At 43.5% G+C, this 16781-nt stretch carries 17 protein-coding genes, 2 pseudogenes and 1 riboswitch; all 19 genes and pseudogenes read right to left on the bottom strand.

Annotated features, from left to right (window positions below; all coding sequences use genetic code 11):
• Positions 1 to 9 precede the first annotated feature (9 nt).
• Entirely contained in the window at positions 10 to 1518 is a 1509-nt protein-coding gene (locus IEV18_RS06730; protein ID WP_188391621.1) for an acetaldehyde dehydrogenase (acetylating), read from the bottom strand.
• A gap of 36 nt (positions 1519 to 1554) precedes the next feature.
• A complete protein-coding gene (locus tag IEV18_RS06725; RefSeq protein ID WP_188391620.1) occupies positions 1555 to 1761 on the bottom strand; it encodes a hypothetical protein in 207 nt (68 codons plus the stop codon).
• Between the two features lie 42 nt (positions 1762 to 1803).
• Positions 1804 to 2325 (bottom strand): EutP/PduV family microcompartment system protein, encoded by a 522-nt coding sequence (locus IEV18_RS06720; RefSeq protein ID WP_229733569.1) that lies wholly within the window; start codon positions 2323 to 2325, stop codon positions 1804 to 1806.
• 18 nt (positions 2326 to 2343) lie between these two features.
• A complete protein-coding gene (gene eutS / locus IEV18_RS06715) occupies positions 2344 to 2691 on the bottom strand; it encodes an ethanolamine utilization microcompartment protein EutS (protein ID WP_188391619.1) in 348 nt (115 codons plus the stop codon).
• A gap of 90 nt (positions 2692 to 2781) precedes the next feature.
• Entirely contained in the window at positions 2782 to 3903 is a 1122-nt protein-coding gene (eutH, locus tag IEV18_RS06710) for an ethanolamine utilization protein EutH (protein WP_188391618.1), read from the bottom strand.
• Between the two features lie 40 nt (positions 3904 to 3943).
• Positions 3944 to 4210: a EutN/CcmL family microcompartment protein gene (locus tag IEV18_RS06705; RefSeq protein ID WP_188391617.1), complete on the bottom strand. Its 267-nt coding sequence runs from the start codon at positions 4208 to 4210 to the stop codon at positions 3944 to 3946.
• A gap of 236 nt (positions 4211 to 4446) precedes the next feature.
• A pseudogene (eutD, locus tag IEV18_RS06700) lies at positions 4447 to 5079 on the bottom strand (ethanolamine utilization phosphate acetyltransferase EutD); the annotation flags it as partial.
• Positions 5079 to 5864 carry a cobalamin adenosyltransferase family protein gene (locus IEV18_RS06695; protein ID WP_188391616.1) on the bottom strand — a complete coding sequence of 262 codons (786 nt, stop codon included), beginning with the start codon at positions 5862 to 5864 and terminating at the stop codon, positions 5079 to 5081. The gene IEV18_RS06695 and the pseudogene eutD, both read right to left, overlap by 1 nt.
• A gap of 139 nt (positions 5865 to 6003) precedes the next feature.
• The gene (locus IEV18_RS06690) at positions 6004 to 6294 is read right to left on the bottom strand and encodes a BMC domain-containing protein (RefSeq protein ID WP_188391615.1); all 291 of its coding nucleotides are present in this window, start codon (positions 6292 to 6294) and stop codon (positions 6004 to 6006) included.
• A 69-nt stretch (positions 6295 to 6363) separates the two neighbouring features.
• Positions 6364 to 6936 carry a BMC domain-containing protein gene (locus IEV18_RS17520; protein WP_308421551.1) on the bottom strand — a complete coding sequence of 191 codons (573 nt, stop codon included), beginning with the start codon at positions 6934 to 6936 and terminating at the stop codon, positions 6364 to 6366.
• A 9-nt stretch (positions 6937 to 6945) separates the two neighbouring features.
• Positions 6946 to 7599, bottom strand: coding sequence for an ethanolamine utilization microcompartment protein EutL (eutL, locus tag IEV18_RS06680; RefSeq protein WP_188391614.1), 654 nt, complete (start codon positions 7597 to 7599; stop codon positions 6946 to 6948).
• A 42-nt stretch (positions 7600 to 7641) separates the two neighbouring features.
• Entirely contained in the window at positions 7642 to 8526 is an 885-nt protein-coding gene (eutC, locus tag IEV18_RS06675; RefSeq protein WP_188391613.1) for an ethanolamine ammonia-lyase subunit EutC, read from the bottom strand.
• A gap of 11 nt (positions 8527 to 8537) precedes the next feature.
• The gene (locus IEV18_RS06670) at positions 8538 to 9905 is read right to left on the bottom strand and encodes an ethanolamine ammonia-lyase subunit EutB (RefSeq protein ID WP_188391612.1); all 1368 of its coding nucleotides are present in this window, start codon (positions 9903 to 9905) and stop codon (positions 8538 to 8540) included.
• Between the two features lie 30 nt (positions 9906 to 9935).
• Complete coding sequence (locus IEV18_RS06665) at positions 9936 to 10109, bottom strand: ethanolamine ammonia-lyase light chain EutC (RefSeq protein WP_188391611.1); 174 nt, start codon at positions 10107 to 10109, stop codon at positions 9936 to 9938.
• Positions 10110 to 10147: 38 nt separating this feature from the next.
• Positions 10148 to 10933: pseudogene (gene eutB / locus IEV18_RS06660) on the bottom strand (ethanolamine ammonia-lyase subunit EutB); the annotation flags it as partial.
• Positions 10934 to 10967: 34 nt separating this feature from the next.
• Positions 10968 to 12395, bottom strand: coding sequence for an ethanolamine ammonia-lyase reactivating factor EutA (gene eutA, locus IEV18_RS06655; protein WP_188391610.1), 1428 nt, complete (start codon positions 12393 to 12395; stop codon positions 10968 to 10970).
• A gap of 117 nt (positions 12396 to 12512) precedes the next feature.
• Positions 12513 to 13901, bottom strand: coding sequence for a histidine kinase N-terminal domain-containing protein (locus IEV18_RS06650; RefSeq protein ID WP_188391609.1), 1389 nt, complete (start codon positions 13899 to 13901; stop codon positions 12513 to 12515).
• On the bottom strand, positions 13888 to 14460 hold the full coding sequence (locus IEV18_RS06645; protein WP_188391608.1) for an ANTAR domain-containing response regulator: 573 nt from the start codon (positions 14458 to 14460) through the stop codon (positions 13888 to 13890). Before IEV18_RS06645 ends, IEV18_RS06650 begins: the two co-directional genes overlap by 14 nt.
• 699 nt (positions 14461 to 15159) lie before the next feature.
• Positions 15160 to 15345, bottom strand: a riboswitch (cobalamin riboswitch).
• 77 nt (positions 15346 to 15422) lie between these two features.
• Entirely contained in the window at positions 15423 to 16778 is a 1356-nt protein-coding gene (locus IEV18_RS06640; RefSeq protein ID WP_188391607.1) for an FAD-binding oxidoreductase, read from the bottom strand.
• Positions 16779 to 16781: the final 3 nt, after the last annotated feature.

The raw sequence follows: 16781 nt of genomic DNA, 5'->3' as shown, positions 1-16781 counted from the left end.
TTCCTCCCTTTACTGATTTTGATATTCTTTCAGAACCTGTTTTACAATCTGTTCGATTTTATCCATACTTATTGAATCACTTCTGTTGGAGTCGATAATTGCTTCTTTTACCCTGTTTTCGATGGTGTCGTTATCCTCAGCCGCATTTCCCGGCTGAGGAACTTGGACATTTTTAATGCCATAGGCTATTTTTTTCACGTTATATAAATGACGGGCTGTAATATTGTCGGAACTAATATTGCCTCCATACGCTCCGCACCCCAACGTCATGGAAGGGATGAGGGCGGTGGTTGCTCCTACTGAACCAATCGATGAGAGGGTATTTACGAGAACTCGGGACACCGGCATTGCTTTGCCAAATTTGTCGACCACCTTATCATCATTGGTATGGAGGGAATAGGTGTGGCCTCTTCCGCCAAGGTTAAGAAGTTCTTGGCACCGGTCTAGTGCTTCTTCCTGCGTATTTGCCGTATATAAGGCAAAGATAGGCGCTAACTTTTCCAAGGAAAACGGCACTTCTTTTCCGACTCGGTCCTCTTCCGCTATAAGCAGTCGAGTGTTTGAAGGCACAGATACACCGGCCATTTCTGCAATTTTTGCCGCCGGCTGACCGACAATCTCAGGGTTGATTACTCCTTTTCCGGGAGAGATAATTGCTTCCATTTTCTTTTTCTCTTCCTCGTTAAGGAAATAAGCACCGTTATTTTTCAGCTCGTTGATGACGGATTGTTTTATGCTCTGATCGACAACAATTGATTGTTCCGTCGCGCAAATCGTTCCATTGTCAAAGGTTTTGCTGTCAACAATCATTTTTACCGCGTTTTTTACATTGGCGGTTTTTTCTATATATACCGGCACATTTCCAGGACCTACACCGTATGCCGGTTTGCCGGAACTGTAGGCAGCTTTCACCAGACCGCTGCCGCCTGTAGCCAGAATCAAGTTTACGTCACGATGTTTCATAAGCTGATTCGTTGCTTCCAAGCTCGGTTCAGTTATCCAGCCGATAATCCCTTCCGGAGCACCTGCTTCAACGGCTGCCTTGCTGCAAATTTTCAAAGTCTCTACTGTACAGCGCTTCGCCCGCGGATGGGGGCTAACAACGATTCCGTTTCCTGCCTTCAGGGCAATTAACGTTTTAAACATCGCCGTTGATGTCGGGTTTGTCGTCGGAATAATTGCTGCGATAACACCGTAAGGATATGCAATATCCTTTACTTTATTTACTTTATCTTCGTGAATTACTCCGATTGTTTTTTCACCCTTGATGGAATGAAAAACATCCATGGAACCGACTTGGTTTTTCAAAACTTTATGTTCCACGACACCCATGCCCGTTTCTTCCACAGCCATTTTCGCTAATTTTTTCGAATGGTTATATGCGGCAATCGCCACTGCTTCTACGATGGAATCAATTTTCTCCTGGGAAAAAGCCATCAATTTTTCCTGTGCTTCCTTCGCCCTCTGCACCGCATTACGCATCTCTTGAATGGCTTGCAAATCTTTATCGAAATTCAAATTGGCATGCTCCTTTCTAACGTTCTGTCTCGTATGTCATACATAAGGAGAAATTGTAATAATTTGATTCCTTATTCCCGGATCCTCTGCCTTTGCCCCCGATAAAACAATCGGCTTAGGCAATGGTGTTTCGTGGGGCCAAATTTTCACTCCCTGTTCCTTTGGACTCCCCTCTTTTTCCTTCATTTCTTCCAGAGCTTCGATGACAAGTCGGGTTACTTTTTCTACAATGTCCTTATCCAATTTCCGCACCTCCAAACTTTATAGAGAATACGGGGATACATACTATGATTGCATAATGTCGTGATAAATAATATCCTCGGATTCGCTCGATTCCGTATACTTTTTCATCTCATTCATGGAATTTAGCTTCATCAAATCAGCAATTTCGCTCAGACCGCGCCCTGTATAAGCAGAAGTGATAACGATGGGACCTCTGACCAACGCCTTCTTCAGCAGATGAATGGCATGATCGATGTCCGCCTGCTCGGCATCTGCCTTTGTGACAACGCCGATGGACAGTTTGTTTATGCCGGAACTAAACCCCGGAGCAAATATTGACTTTCGGTTTGTCGCATCCTGAATAAACAGGACGTGGGTAATCTCCAGCGAAGTTGCCATAAGATTCCGGTAATAGAGGGGGTTTTCTGTATATTCCCCCGGGGTATCTACAATCCAGTCATCATAGATCAAAGATTGGGTTTTTATTTTTTTTCGCTTTCGCTGTCTTTTCAGCAGTGCATCGGTTAGCGTCGTTTTTCCTGCATCGATCCCGCCAATAATCATCGCCCGATTTTGCCTTTGCACTGGCAGCCCGCCTTTCCGTTAGGATTTTGTAATTATTGCCGGAGTAAAGGCAAGTACCTCTTTCAGAAAATTATTAATTTCTTTTAACGCAGTTTCAACTTCGGATACACTGCCGACAATAACGAGACTGCCGGTAAAACGGTCCAAAAATCCGATTTCCACATTTGCCGATTTCGTTGCCCGGTCTCCTGCAATAATGACCGTTTCACTTGGGGTCAATGTCAGGATTCCGAGGGCTCCCGCCTGCTGGATTCCAAGCTTATCAAACATATCCTTATCCGGGTTGGCAATTAGGTGGCTTAATGTTACCTGTTTTCCGGGAACAAATTCCTGGATAAATCGCTTTTTTTCTTTACCTTCTTCCATTTGCTTTCCCTCTTTCTTCTCCTCCTGCAGGTTGAGTCATCTTCTATGAATACTCCGGCAATACAAACAAAGGTGTTTTAAGGCTCCATTCTAATTAGCGGAAGCCTTTTTCTCTTCCGTACTTTCCACTTGTTTTCCTAAAATAATATTCGAAATTACGATGGCGATTATAATAGCGACGATTCCGCCAGCAGCTTTTCCGGCAATCATCGGGAAAATCATATCCCGTGCTACCCCAGCAGCAAAACCGAGGTGGTCACCCAGCATAAAAGCAGCCGGTACAGAAAATGCGACGTTAATGATTTTTCCGCGATTATCCATGTCCTTCATCAAATTAAACATGGCAATATTATTGGCCAAAGTTGCAACCATTCCCGCTGCGGATACATCATTCATTCCGAGCATCTTGCCGACCCGCATTAGCGGCTTCTTGAAAACCCGGGTAATTACTTCGACCATGACGAAAGCTCCTGCCAAAACAATGGCAATGCTGCCGACGATTTGAATACCTTCCTCCAGCGAACCGATTCCCGGGATAATCGTTATGCCAGTAAGCACATCGATAATGCCGATGGCAAGACCTGCAGTAGCAACAATGACTACCCCGTAGCCAAAAATCGTAAAGCCTTTAATCATTTGCTGCGGAATTTTCCACAGCCCCAAGATAATCAGTGCAGCTAAAATAAAGATTGGAATTAAGTTTGTAATGACCATCATAAAGGAATATCCTGCCACTAAACCGCCTACGATTCCCCCCGCAGGAATCGAGATAAAACCGGCCAGCATTCCTGTTGCAAGATAGCTTTGATCTTCCTTCCGAATGATTCCGAGTGATACAGGAATAGAAAATACGATGGTCGCCCCCATCATCGCACCTAAAATAATGCCGGAAAACATGGCCGCATCTTCCGTTAATGCCATTTCCTGTGCCAGCGGCAATCCGCCCATATCAATGGCGAGCAAACTTCCCGCAAACATCGCCGGATCTGCACCGAGAGCAGTATATACGGGAACGACAATCGGACTAAGTACTTTTGCCAGAATTGGTGCCATGACAATAATTCCGACCATGGCGAGGGCTAGGGAACCCATTGCCATCAAGCCTTCATCAAATTTATCCCCAAGCTTCAGCTTATTTTTAAAGATTTTATCGATTGCACCGACAACCATAAAAATGACCATAAGGTAAATTACAATCTCATTAATCCCCATCTCTTCTCCTCCTTGTCTGCAGTGAATAGGAACTAAGTTTCTATGACTCTGCTAAATCGATTGAATCAACGACACCGACGATGACGGAATCAATTGGAATCCTCTCTTTTCCGAAGGCGGACCTCGCACTGCTTCCTTTCGTGACGAGAACCGTATCTCCGACTCCCGCGCTTGCCAAATCAGCAGCCACGAAGGAAGAGCTCATATCTTTTGCATATGTTGGTTTTACGACTAGCAGCTTCAATCCGTTCAGTCTTTCGTCTTTGCGTGTCGCCCATACCGACCCGACAACTTCTCCAATAATCATTTTCTCTTCTCCTTAAACCGTTCGATTTCCAGCTGGTGCTGTCTCACATAATCGGCAGCAAGCGGTGTAATAATGCTGGAAGCAGGAATCCGTATCTTTTTCACTTTTTGCAAGTATAATTTTTGCAAATCATTTTCTGTAATCAGTTTTTGATGCAGCTCTGCTTTGTCCTCCGTTGCCTCTTCCCTATCGGAAACTGCCGCATTCCTTACCTTAGGCTCGGAGATGTCATGGACACTTCGTCCTTTTTTAATGATTTTCCCTAAAGCTCCATTTTGAAAGCCGCACGCATTTGCTTCGTCATAATCGATATGCATGCGTGTCCGAAAATTTGGATGTACACGAATGACGACATCGTCAAAAATAAGCGACCGTTCGCCAAACACTTTTACTTGTACGATTTCTTTGTTTTTTACATTTAATTTCAACGCATCTTCTGGTGAAACGTGGATATGGCGCTTTGCTACGATTAGTCCTTTTTCCAGCTGCAATTTTCGGTCCTGATGAATTAAAGTAATACCCGGCGTTCCGTCAATATCGCCGCTTTCCCTGACCGGGACTTTTAAGCCTAACGTGACTGCATCAGTCATGGAAATTTCTGCTTGGCATTCTTTCCGTTCCGGCCCTAATATTACGACATTCTCCAGTTTCCCTTTCGGCCCTGCAATCGTAATTCTTTCTTTGCAGGCAAATTGCCCCGGCTGAGAAAGCTCTTTATCCTTTGTGAGCTGATAACCTTTCCCAAATAGGTAATCGATTGCTTCCCTGCTTAAATGGACGTGCCGGCCCGATGCTTCCACCTCGACGAGGGATTCTTCCAGCATCACTTTTCTTACGGCTTTTGCAATCGTTTCAGCCGAAAGCTGCATCACTTCTTTCCCTCCTTCTCTGTCTTGTAATATCCGGAATCCACTTTGAACATCATTACTTTACATAGGGATGACAAACTATTTAAGGCGGAAATCAGCTCTTCCCGTTCTGCACTTCCATCCTCGTCTGTCCATGCCTGACAGGCAGCAACTTCCGTTTCTCTGATTAACGCCCGGATTGTATTTAATAGAACAATCCCTATCCCCATCCGGTATTCAGGTTCAACATCGTCTTTGCCAAAATATTTTTCCGGATGCCTAGCCTTTTTCTGGATTTCCTTTTCATCCATTTGGAATAGGGAAAAAGTTTCCAGTTTTTCCCCCTCCATTTCGGACCGTTTAATTGTGCGGACCGAATCGAGGATGACGGACAAATCTTCCGCCAGTTTGTCCAAATTCTTTTCTGCCAGCATCCATTGGGCTTCGATAATTTTAGCTTCGAGCGAGTCCAGTTTTCCTCGAAAAATAATTCGTTTATGAGTTTTCGGAACAAGCAGGTTACCATGGAGGGAAGTCATATGGACCGGCTTTTCGTTCAGAAATCCGCCTTGGATAATGCGAAACTGCGGCGAGGATTTTTCCTCACGTTTTGATCCCGATAACTTTTCCCTTTTGTTTTCTGCCTGATTGGTCTCGCTAATATATTCAACCGTTATTTTCTTTTCCTTTAAATAGCTTTTTGCAGCCGGGGTTAGAATCGTATCTTTAGGAAGTTTAATTACCGATTTATTTGCTTGATTTTTAAAATATTGGCTTCTTAATACGCTTTCCGTAAGTACAGCCATATGTTCACTTCCTTTACGCGTAAAACACGCTGCTTGTCTTATTTCCGGTTTTAACGCGTCTGCATATTTAAGTGCATTTGCTTGAAATAAGATAGAAGACAATCCCCCCTATCTTATTTCAAGCATTAAAGCAAACCTTTTATTCTGCTTTTTCCTGTTTTGGAAGAATTGCAGCCACTTCGTTATGCGGACGAGGAATAACATGGACAGAAACGAGCTCGCCGACCCGGTCTGCAGCAGCTGCTCCAGCGTCCGTTGCTGCTTTCACTGCTCCCACGTCTCCGCTGACAAGTACAGTTACTAATCCGGCGCCAATTTGTTCCTTGCCGATCAGCGTAACGTTTGCCGCTTTTACCATCGCATCCGCGGCTTCAATTGCTCCTACGAGCCCCTTTGTTTCTACCATTCCAAGTGCATTCGTATTTGCCATGAAAAACTCCTCCTTAAAATTGTTTATATTAATCTATGATTTAATTCATGCCTTTAGCATGCAGAAAACTTATTCCTTTTTTTCCATTTTTTCTAATAGACTATGAATCAATTCTGCTTTTTTGGCTGTATTAATTTGTGTCGCACTTTCCATTGCTTTTCTCTCCCGGACAAGCTGACGCAATTTTACTACCGTCAGTTTTTCCAATTGTTCACGCGTCAGTTTCTCCTGTCCGTTTTCTTCGTTCCTTTCTGTTGCTGCTGGGGACGGGCTCTCTTCCTGTACTGCTTCAGTTTTTGCCTGTTCCCCAGTCTCCTCTTTTTCCTGTTTGGCAGTTGGCTTGGCCCCTTCCGGGGAGGCAGCAGGGCGGCCTTTTTGTTTCTCAATTAACTTCGCCGTTTCTTCGTGCATTCTCGGGATAACATGGGCAGATATTAATGCTCCAAAGGATTCTGCAGCGTCTTTTGCTGCTTCTACAGCAGCCTTTACCGCCCCCACATCCCCAATCAGTTTTACGGTGACATAGCCTCCTCTAATAATCTCCAAATCAATCAGTGTTACATTGGCTGCCTTTAAGGCGGTATCTGCTGCCACGATGGAACTGAGATAGCTTCTGTTTTCGATTAAGCCAAGTGCATCCATCATCGTCACCTAGTATCCTTTTGGATTATCAGCAACATAATTTACCGCGTCAGCAAACGCGTCACAGGCAGCTTTACAGGCAGACTGGCTTCCTGTAAGCAGTGCTCCTCCATAGTTCGTTTCCGATGGCGGGCCAAAAAATTCTGCCATCCTTACATCCGCCGCTTTCAAGGCAGCATCCAGGGCATAGATTGCTTCTATCGGCGGAGCAATCAAATAGGCCAGCGCTTCTCCTTCGCGAATATTTGCCTGTTTCGAAAGGAACGAACCAGTCCTCGAAATTAAATGGGCGAAATAATTGATAGAATTATCATCATTGGCACTGACGAAATAGGCATCGTTTTCAATATAGCTAATGGCGGCATCGAGACCGCTCTTCACCTCATCCGGATTTTGGCCAGCCAATACGCCAATTACTTCTCCCGCCAGCTTCGTTGTTGCATTATCTGCTCCTGCATACATCGATTGGGCGTAGACAACTTCCACATCTGCCTTTTTCGTCGCCTCGTCCAATGCAGTGTAGACAATGTCATCCACATCTCCGGTAATAATTCCCAAACTCCTTTGATCCTGAGACAGCTTAAACTGTTTAGCCAAATCTGGACTGACATTCGGAATAAGCTTTACACCGAGTACTTGACCATAAATTCGATCGTGTTTCATCCCCATTCCTCCAATTATCAATATTTCCTGCGGACAAGTCTGTTACGCTAAATTTAAATCCAGTCCGGAAGCTTTCTTGTCAATCATCTTTTTAATCAGTTCAGCAATGTGGGCCCCGGCTTCCACTGGAGGTGTGCCTCCCTGATGAATATTTGACACTACCGACCGTCTTGCTTCCGGCATGTCCACCGTCGGCTTGTAAGCTATATAGGCACTCATTGATTCGGCAGTTACAAGTCCCGGTCTTTCGCCAATTAAAAGACATACGACGTCTGCATTCGTCAGCTCGCCGACAACGTCCATCGCTCGCACACGGCAATGCTTCACAAACAAGTCAACACCGGTATCAATGCCATACACTTTTAACCCTTGTTTAATGGCAGGAAGGGTATCTTCCATATTTGCTTCAATTGCAGCAGAGCTCAATCCGTCTCCTACCATGATTTGCACCGTCGGTGAGCCGCATTGTTTTTTAATTCTTTCCTTCTCTTCCTCCGAAAATTGTCTTCCTAAATCCGGGCGGGTAATATATTCGTCCTTGTCCTTGCAGAGCGTAATGGTCGGGAAAAGATTATTTCTTTTTATAAATTCTTCATCTACGTAAGAGAACACCGCATCCTGTGCCGCTGCATGATCGGCTTTAAAACGGAGGGACGTAGAAGTTTTATACCGCGGTCCCGCCCGCCAAACCCCGATTCTTGCCGGCGTACTGTCTTTCATCTCCATATATGCTTCCTGATTTAGCGGTTCAGGCACGAGCAATTCCTTTCTTATTTCTATTTTTGTAATATCCGGCAAAGCATCATCGGAAATGCCATCAGAATCGGAGACAGGGGTTGAATTTGACTCCGCAGCATTGGACTTGTTCCCTAACATTTCATGAATAATATTTTCAATCATCGTTTTTAATTCTTTTTCATTTACCATTCCGCATCCTCCTACCCTAAAAATATTGAGGCGTCACCTGCTTTTTTCGTCAGCCTGCCCTTCTCATCCAAAATTCCTCTTTCCATCAGCCATTCTTCAAATTCTTTAATCGGACGCAAATTGCCAAGTTCCCGCAATGACTGTGCTTCATGATACCCGAGGCTCTGGTAATTTAACATGACATCATCCGCATGCGGCACGGTAATCAGGAAATTTACCCCCGCTTGTGTTAAAAGAACACCTAAGTTTTCCATATCATCCTGGTCTGCCTTCATGTGGTTTGTGTAGCAAACGTCGACTCCCATGGAAATGCCTGTCAGTTTGCCCATAAAGTGGTCTTCCAGTCCGGCCCGGATTACTTGCTTTGCATCATACAAATACTCAGGACCGATAAATCCGACCACAGTGTTGACGAGATACGGTTCGAATTTTTTCGCAAACCCGTAGCATCGGGCTTCCAGCGTCAGCTGATCCACACCGTGATGTGCATTCGATGAAAGCTCTGCACCTTGGCCAGTTTCAAAATACATTACATTCGGACCTGATGCCGTTCCTTCTTTTAGAGCCAGCTCTCTAGCTTCAGCAATCAAATCCCCGCTGATGCCAAAGGCGGTATTTCCTTTTTCTGAACCGGCAATGGACTGGAAAATTAAATCGGCAGGTGCCCCTTGTTTGATCGCTTCCATTTGGGTTGTGACATGAGCTAGCACGCTCGTTTGGGTTGGAATCTTGTATTTGTTTTTCACTTCGCTTAGTGTATGGAACATGCGAATAACACTTTCCACTGTATCGTCAACCGGGTTCAGACCGATAACCGCATCGCCCGCTCCATAGGACAGTCCCTCCAATATGGAAGCGACGATTCCGTCATCATCATCGGTTGGATGGTTCGGCTGCAAGCGGGTTGACAATGTTCCTTCCAGACCAATCGTTGTATTGCAATGGGCGGTGACGGTAATTTTTTTGGCTCCTAATATTAAATCCAAGTTAGACATCAGTTTTGTAACCGCCGCTACCATTTCTGAAGTCAATCCCCGGGAAATCCTTCTTATTTCATTGCCCGTCGTTTCCGTGGCAAGGATTTTCTCTCTCAACTCCTGGACGGTCCAGTTTTTTATTTCGTTATAAATCTTTTCGTTCACGTTATCCTGGATAATCCTCGTTACTTCATCTTCTTCGTAAGGAATTGCAGGATTGTTGCGCAAATCCTCCAGCGTCAAGTTGGATAAAACAACTTTTGCAGCCACCCTTTCTTCGGCGGATTCCGCTGCAATGCCAGCCATAATATCTCCCGATTTTTCCTCATTCGCTTTTGCCATCACTTCATTGATGGAATGGAATTGGTAAGTCCTTCCAAATAAAGTTGTACGTAATTTCATAATTAGCCTCCTCTCGATAATAAAAACTGTCTATGATTCATGACGCCGAGCGAATTTCACTCCGCTCATTTTGTATTTCAGCATTTCTGCAATCGTATCGGCTAAATGGGCTCCTGCTTCTGCCGGGGGTACGCCATTATTATGAATATTGGAATATACAGTCCGGTCTGCTTCCACCGAATGCTCATTTGGCCGATAGATCATGTATGCACTGATGCTTTTTGCCGTTGCTAAACCTGGCCTTTGGAAACGCCAAAGTCTTCATTTGCCCTTTGGGTACCTGCCAAACTTTGGAATAATAACCCGACAGGAGCACCGCTTTGGAGCGCTTTCATTTGTGTCGTCACATGGGCAAGGACACTATTTTGGGTTGGAATTTCCCATTTTTGCATCAGGTCGTAGGTGATATGAAATATTTTCTTGACGGATTCCAAATCTTCATTGTTTGGGTTAATCCCAATGACCGCATCCCCGGAGCCATAGGATAATCCTTCTTTCACAGAAGCAATAATTCCGTCCGGATCATCAATCGGGTGGTTTGCCTGAATGCGGAAGGCAAGTCTTCCGGGCTCTCCGATCGTCGTATTGCAATGGGCCTGATGGCGCATCTTTTGCGATGCATATACTAAATCCATGCTGGACATTAGCTTTGTGACGGCGGAAATCATTTCGCTCGTCAGCCCTCTGCTAAGTCTTTTCAAATCACTGGCGGTCGTTTTATGGGATAAAATATAATTTCTTAATTCCCCTACCGTCCATCCGGAAATTTCCTTATAGACAAATTGATTAATATCATCGTAGATAACACGCGTTACTTCATCTGTTTCATAAGGGATGACCGGGTTCTCATAAATGTCCTTCAGCTGCAGCTCGCTTAGCATTAACTTCGCAGCCATTCTTTCCAATGAAGATTCTGCCTGAATCCCCGCCATTTTATCTCCAGATTTTTCCTCGCTTGCTTTCGCCAGTACTTCCTTAATTGATGTGAACTGATACGTATTGCCGGATAACGTAACGCTTAGTTTCAACACGTTTCCCCTCCCTTTGAAATGAGATTCGGAATCAGTTAAATACTAACGTTTTAATGACTACAGGCAGCACACTGCCATTGGCAACGGGATGGCCGATATCGATAAAGTCGCCATCTTCCACAAAGACACTATCAATGCATATCAACTGCTGTTCCAGGCCCAATTTTGCAAATAATGTCTGCCCGAGTACTTTCGCGATATCTTTTTCCGTAATAACGATTAGCGGCAAGCCTAAACGGACATACTCCTCCGTTCCTGCTGCAATTTCTTCAGCGATATAAACAATTTCCTGGAAGCTTGCATGCTGATTGCCCGTAAATGAAATCGCTACTGTCTGCTTGTTTTTCTCTACTTCATACCATTGCAATTTCTCGCGAATCGTCTTGGAAAATTCCCCCGGTTCCTTCATATCTTCATCCCGGATTTTAATGACAGGTATGTTTTTTATAGGGAATAAATCCTCAGAATAGGCAATTGTACTTCCGCTGATTTCCGTTGTGTGGGATCCGGCTCCGACTACCGTTGCCCGAATGAGCTCTTTCGGCTCAACTAGTACGAAATGTTTTGCCAATGCTGAATTTTTAATGGCTTCCCCGAGCATGATGCCAATGTCCCCGTATTGGAACACGTCTCCTTCAGCAGGCTTGTAAATTGCTTCCGCCACACCGCCGGTAAAAGAAATATGGGTAATATTTTCCATATCCCTGATTCCTTTATGGGTGATAATTTTTTCCAGCTGCGGACTCGCCGGCCTCACTCCTGCACTTTCTTCCAGCAATTCGACCATTTTGTCTACTACCGGCTGCAGCAGTTCCCGGGATGCGGTCTGGCCAATTTGAATATTCCAGCCGAAATCGTTAATTAAATCTTTTATTTTTGGGGAAATATATTCGATTTTCTTCGTGTCCCTGTTCATCTTGATGAGCCTTCCGCCGATATCCAAACACCCGGTGTCTGTCACGTTTCCCCTTTCTATTACCGCGAGATTGCTAGTTCCGCCGCCGATATCGAAATTTACTATTTTTACCGATTGGTCTTTCGCATAGGTATGTATTCCCGCCCCCTTTGCAGCGATAATACTTTCCAAATCAGGACCTGCTGTTGCTACGACAAAGTCCCCGGCAAAACCGCTTAACCCTTGCAATACTTCCTCCGCATTTTCTTTTCTCGCTGTTTCTCCGGTAATGATGACGGCACCGGTTTGAATTTTTTCCTTTTCAATCCCGGCTTTTTTATATTCTTTTTCTACAAACTGCTGAATAAGCTCCTGGTTCACCCTAGTCTCTTCTAAAAGCGGGGTGTGGATGATGTCGCTTTTATAAATCACTTCTTTGTCGGTAATAATAATTCTCGGCACGTTAAATGCTGAAGCGACATTTTCAATTGTCAGCAAGGAAAAAACTAATTGGGTCGTTGATGTTCCAATATCAATCCCAACGCTTAATATTTTTTCTGCCATACGGTTCACCTCCCATCAGCCGTAAATACAAAAGAAAGCAAAAAAGCTTAAGGTACACATATTGCCCGGAAAACCTGGACACGGTTATACCTTAAGCTTCTTTGCTTTCGGATTGGCTTATACACCGTTGTAAAAGCCTTCTTTGAACCGGAATGATATTTCCATTCCCTGCTTTTTTCTATTAAATTGTATTTTTCCTTTCAGCTTTTCATTGACGTAATTTCTGACAATAAACAGTCCTAGACTGTTTCCTTCCACTTCATGAACCGAGAAACCGACACCATTGTCTGTTACCGTTATGACAACTTCTTCCTTTTCTTTTTTCATAGAAACGTTTATCTTTCCTTCCCGATGTTCCGGAAAGGCGTGGGTGTAGCAATTTTGCACGAGTTCATTGACGATTAATGAAACCGACGTGGCAACCTCACTGAGGACAATGATCGATTCCTCGGCATCTATGGTAAGTTCAATATTGTCCATCAGAGAATAGCTGCGGTAAATATTATTGACAATAAATTTGAGCACTTCGCTTAATTCCACTTTATCGCCAAGCTGTCTCGCCAAAATATCATGGGTAGCAGCAATGGATAAAACCCGGTTCATATTATCTGTCAGAATATGTTTTGCTTCGATGCTATCCGTCCTTCTTCTTTCCATTCTTAGAAGAGATGCCATCGTCTGCAAATTGTTTTTAATGCGATGATGGGTTTCGCGTATGGCCTCTGTTTTCGATATGATTTCCGCCTCTTTATCTTTCAGTTGGGTAATATCTCTTAATATAATCGCAAATTTCAGCTTGTCATCCTTAAGCAGCACCCGCTTCATCATATAAAACCGATCATCCAGCTGGATTTCCGTATGGAAATTTTCATCCTCATTGGATATCAGTTCCTCATAGGGCACTTGCTCGCCGAATAATTCATTATAATATACATTTTCACTGGAAATATTATTGGAAAAACTGTCTGCTTTATCGTTTTGAAAAATCAATTTTCCCGAGTTATCGAAAAAGTAAATAGCATCATCGATGTAATTATTTAACTTGGCGGTCATCGTCATATAGTCGTCTTCCGCATTTTCCCCTTCATCGGTTGCCTCATGGAAAGCTCGCTCCATAATATAAGTTCCCAGTATTTTGTCGCCATCTGTAATAGCGTGGATATTTTGCCGGATAAATACGTTTTCCTGAGTAAAGGCTTTATAGCCTTTTAGCGAGCCGCCAAACCGGGAAACTTTCCATACCCCCGGCTCGTTCATTTTCAGTGCCGGCTGTCCTACCGGGGACTGTTTATATAAAGATTTTTTTGTTACAGGGAACACATGATATACGACAAGAGAAGCAGTACTGTTCGTTAAAGGCACATCAATGAAAATATCACAATCAAAAATTTCTGCCAGTTCGTCCAATGCATGTGCTTTTTTTACAATAATTTCGATTTCACGTTCGGTCAGATCCGTATGTTTTCTGCACAATTCTACTATTTTCGTCTTTTCAGTCGTATACAAGGGCTATCGTCCTCGCAATCTCCCCCATGGACGTACGGCCGTCCATGCTCATTTTGCGCAATAATTTGTATGCTTCATCTTCATTGAGATTTTTTTCCTTCATGAGCAAGCCTTTGGCAATATCAATTACTTTTCTGTCTTCCAGCTTCTTTGTCACCTTTTCTACCTGCTTCTCCAAATTCCGGATTTGTTCTGCTCTTGAAATACATACTTCGACGGTTGGAATGAAAGATTTTTCATCAAGGGGTTTCACCAAGTAGCCTAATGCCCCGACTTCTTTTGCTTTATTGATGTAATCTTCATCATAAAAGGCTGTCAACAATAGAATTCCTCCGGCAAGGCGATCGTGCATTATCTTTTTGCTTGCCTTCAAACCGTCAAGCACAGGCATTTTAATGTCCATGATGACTAAATCCGGATTTGTCTCCTTGCAAACATCGATTGCTTCAAAGCCGTCAGAAGCCTGTCCTACAACATCGTAGCCAGCTTCCTCTAAAAGTTCGGTCAAATCCATCTTTGTAATAGGCTCATCATCGACTATCACAATTTTGTAACTCATGGTCCCCTCCTTAAAAATTAATGATTGCCGTTATTTCTGTTGAGCAGGAAGTGATTCTGCTTCAATCCTAGAAATAGCTGGAGCAGGAAAAAGCTTTTATTATAAAAATACACAAAGGAGCCCCGAAAAAGAACGAATTCTTTTCCAAAGCCCCCTTGCTTTAGATTCATATTTTCATTTCCAATGAATTAAGCACGCCATTGTGCTTATTCTGTTGTACATATTATATATCTAAAAGCGGTTTCACGCAACTCGTTTATTGAATTTTTTGTTTATGTTAAATATTTAAATAAATATCTTGTCATTTATTATATAATTCGCGCTGAAAGGTCTTTTCTATTGCCAAAATACGAGAGCGAGCAAAGTATTTAGATCTCACATTATAAATAAGAATAGCCTAGCAAAAATATTTTGCTAGGCCGAATCGAAATGTAAGATCAATAAAGTTACTCCATTGTAACTAATAGAATAAGAATGCAGCTACATCTTTGTAACTAACTCCTTATTTATCCGGCTACGCCGTTGTAACCGGAAATGGTTATTACATCCTTGTAATTTTTTTATTTAGGGAAGCTTACTTCATTGTAAAGCTAAACAGTCAAAGCCAATTAAAAAAACTCTCTCCTTCATCAGGATGAGAGTTTACACATGAATTCATACAATACCAAAGTCATGCATCCCCCTTTCCCGGAAGGTTGATGTGCACACATTATTTTGGCAAGTCTCCTGACTTAGGGCATCCATTTGCTCCGCCTTCCCAGCTTTCACCAGTGGCATCATGGAGCAAACATCCCATCACAGTGGCCGGACCGTTCAGGATTTTCACCTGATTCCTTTTTAATCAATTACTGAAACAGTAATTGAACCAAAATAATTTAAATATTTAGTTTTTGCTTACTTTTTAGTATACAGCATAATCGTAAAATTGCAATATGAACAGGGCAACAATTTTTAACGCATATTTAATCCAATATTTTCCCCGGATTTAATATTCCTTTTGGATCATAAAATTGTTTCATCCGCTTCATTACATCTAAGGCAGCGCCATGCTCTTTCTGCTGGAACTTTTTCTTGCCCAGTCCGACTCCATGCTCGCCGGTACAGGTGCCGCCCGCCTCTATCGCCAAATGCACAATCGCATCATTTGTTTCCATCGCTGCATTTCTTTCTCTCTCGATATTTGGATTGTAAATGATACTCGTATGGAAGTTTCCGTCGCCGACATGCCCCCAAATGGCGCCTTTCAGCCCGCTTTGATCGATGCGTTCCCGGGCAAACGTAACAAGCTCCGGCAAACGGGAAATTGGAACGCAAACGTCACCGCCGATTTCTTCCAATCCGTCCAAGTGCTGGAACGCATAGGATAATTCATGTCTCGCTTTCCATACTTCACTTTTTTCCTTTTCGCTCCTTGCAACTGCCCAATCCGAGGCATGAAAATCTAGCAATATTTCAGAAGCAAGTTTTACTTCTTCTTCTACCGCCCTCTTAAATCCGGCAAATTCCATAAAAATCGAATGTTTTACCGGAAAGGAATGTCCGCTTTGCTGATTCATCATTTCAATGCTGACAGAATCGATTAATTCTATGCGCATAAAAGGAATGCCGCTCAGGAGCAATGTTTGTACTGCCCCAATACAATCTTCCAGCGATTCGAAAGTACACCTTGCCATCATCGAATACTCGGGAATGCCGTGGAGCTTTAATGTTACTTGTGTAATTAAACCAAGTGTTCCTTCTGAACCTGTAAACAGCCCTGTCAAATGATAGCCGGAGGAAGACTTTTTCGCATTGGTTCCGGTATGAATTACCGTTCCGTCCGCCAGCACCACTTCCAAATCGAGAATTTGATCCCGCATCGATCCATAGCGAACCGCCGTTGTTCCGCTCGCATTTGTCGCCACCATTCCGCCGATCGTTGCATCTGCACCAGGGTCAATCGGGAAAAATAACCCATCCCGGTTGACCCTTTGATTTAAAGCAGTCCGGGTTATTCCCGGCTGAACAACAATGCGCATATCTTCCGGTGAATATTCAACTACTTTGTTCATCTTTTCAAAACTGATTGTGATTCCTTTATGAATAGGAATAGCCTGTCCTTCCAATCCAGTACCTGCTCCAAAGGGGGTTACTGGAATGTTATATTCCGATGCAATCGCCAAAATGTCTTCCACATCTTTCCGGGACTCGGGAAAACAGACAACATCCGGATATGCCGGCGGGTGAATCGACTCATCTTTACTATGGTGAAATAACACCGTTTCATTCTGGCTGACCTTCGACTCACCGAGGGCAGCAATCAATTTTTTAATATACATGAA

Source organism: Compostibacillus humi (assembly GCF_014637175.1).
Taxonomy (GTDB): Bacteria; Bacillota; Bacilli; order Bacillales; family Amphibacillaceae; genus Oceanobacillus; species Oceanobacillus humi.
The sequence above is the reverse complement of the archived record's forward strand: the minus strand, read 5'-3'. Positions and strand labels throughout refer to the sequence as shown.

Coding starts and splice junctions, on each gene's coding strand:
- eutS (WP_188391619.1), bottom strand. CDS start 2,691: ATGGAAGAAGGTAAAGAAAAAAAGCGATTTATCCAGGAATTTGTTCCC.
- eutC (WP_188391613.1), bottom strand. CDS start 8,526: ATGGTAAATGAAAAAGAATTAAAAACGATGATTGAAAATATTATTCAT.
- eutL (WP_188391614.1), bottom strand. CDS start 7,599: ATGAAACACGATCGAATTTATGGTCAAGTACTCGGTGTAAAGCTTATT.
- IEV18_RS06690 (WP_188391615.1), bottom strand. CDS start 6,294: ATGGCAAATACGAATGCACTTGGAATGGTAGAAACAAAGGGGCTCGTA.
- IEV18_RS06670 (WP_188391612.1), bottom strand. CDS start 9,905: ATGAAATTACGTACAACTTTATTTGGAAGGACTTACCAATTCCATTCC.
- IEV18_RS06645 (WP_188391608.1), bottom strand. CDS start 14,460: ATGAGTTACAAAATTGTGATAGTCGATGATGAGCCTATTACAAAGATG.
- IEV18_RS06665 (WP_188391611.1), bottom strand. CDS start 10,109: ATGATCTATCGGCCAAATGAGCATTCGGTGGAAGCAGACCGGACTGTA.
- IEV18_RS06705 (WP_188391617.1), bottom strand. CDS start 4,210: ATGATTATTGGAGAAGTTGTCGGGTCGGTATGGGCGACACGCAAAGAC.
- eutH (WP_188391618.1), bottom strand. CDS start 3,903: ATGGGGATTAATGAGATTGTAATTTACCTTATGGTCATTTTTATGGTT.
- eutA (WP_188391610.1), bottom strand. CDS start 12,395: ATGGCAGAAAAAATATTAAGCGTTGGGATTGATATTGGAACATCAACG.
- IEV18_RS17520 (WP_308421551.1), bottom strand. CDS start 6,936: ATGGATGCACTTGGCTTAATCGAAAACAGAAGCTATCTCAGTTCCATC.
- IEV18_RS06695 (WP_188391616.1), bottom strand. CDS start 5,864: ATGGCTGTACTTACGGAAAGCGTATTAAGAAGCCAATATTTTAAAAAT.
- IEV18_RS06640 (WP_188391607.1), bottom strand. CDS start 16,778: ATGTATATTAAAAAATTGATTGCTGCCCTCGGTGAGTCGAAGGTCAGC.